The 817-nt window shown below is 74.4% G+C and carries 2 protein-coding genes; one reads left to right on the top strand and one right to left on the bottom strand.

Annotated features, from left to right (window positions below; genetic code table 11):
• On the top strand, nt 1-663 hold a 663-nt coding region (locus A7A76_RS01920), incomplete at its 5' end, for a lytic transglycosylase domain-containing protein (protein ID WP_206409614.1).
• On the opposite strand, the gene A7A76_RS01925 is transcribed toward A7A76_RS01920, so the two are convergent.
• A partial coding sequence (locus A7A76_RS01925) for a hypothetical protein (RefSeq protein ID WP_206409615.1) occupies nt 633-817 on the bottom strand: 185 nt, incomplete at its 5' end. The two genes, A7A76_RS01920 and A7A76_RS01925, sit on opposite strands and share 31 nt — an antisense overlap.

An 817-nucleotide genomic window follows, 5' to 3' on the forward strand; every position in this document is an offset into this window, starting at 1 on the left:
GCTGCGGCCCCGGCGGCGGCCGCCCCGGTTCCGGCGCCCGCGCCGGTGGTTCCGGCAGCGCCGGCCCGGCCGCCGACCCGGCTGGTCCAGGGCGAGATCTATTCCTACGTCCAGGACGGGGTGCGCCACTACGTCAGCAAGCGGCCCAAGGGGCTGGCCAACGCCACCCAGATGCGCACCATCCGCTACAGCTTCATCGAGACCTGCTTCGCCTGCGCCGCCCAACCCGGGGTCAACTTCGGCACCCTGCGGCTCAACACCGTGGCCTACGCCAGCGAGATCGCCGCGGCCGCGCGCCAGCACGGGGTCGAGGAGGCGATCGTGCGCGCGATCATCCACGCCGAATCGGCCTACAACCCGACCGCGCTGTCGCGGGTGGGCGCGCAGGGGCTGATGCAGCTGATGCCGGCGACCGCGCGCCGGTTCGGGGTCGGCAACGCCTTCGACGCCGGCCAGAACATCCAGGGCGGGGTGCAATACCTGGCCTGGCTGCTCAAGCGCTTCAACGGCGACCTGACCCTGGCCGCGGCCGGCTACAACGCCGGCGAGGGCGCGGTCGACAAGTACAAGGGCGTGCCGCCCTACGCCGAGACCCAGCGCTACGTGCAGCGCGTGGCGGTGCTGGCCCAGCGCTACCGCGCCGCGACCGTGGTGCAGCGCTGACCCGTCGCCGATGCGCGCCCGCGCTGGTCCGGCGCGCGGATCCGCCTGAACGCCCTTGTGCGAACCGACGCGAGCGGCAAGGCCGGCGCGCTGATCCGATCAGCCGCGGCGGCCGCGCGCGCAAAGCCGCGGCCGCGCAACCGCGCCGCCAGCA

Source organism: Lysobacter enzymogenes (assembly GCF_017168095.1).
Taxonomy (GTDB): Bacteria; Pseudomonadota; Gammaproteobacteria; order Xanthomonadales; family Xanthomonadaceae; genus Lysobacter; species Lysobacter enzymogenes_D.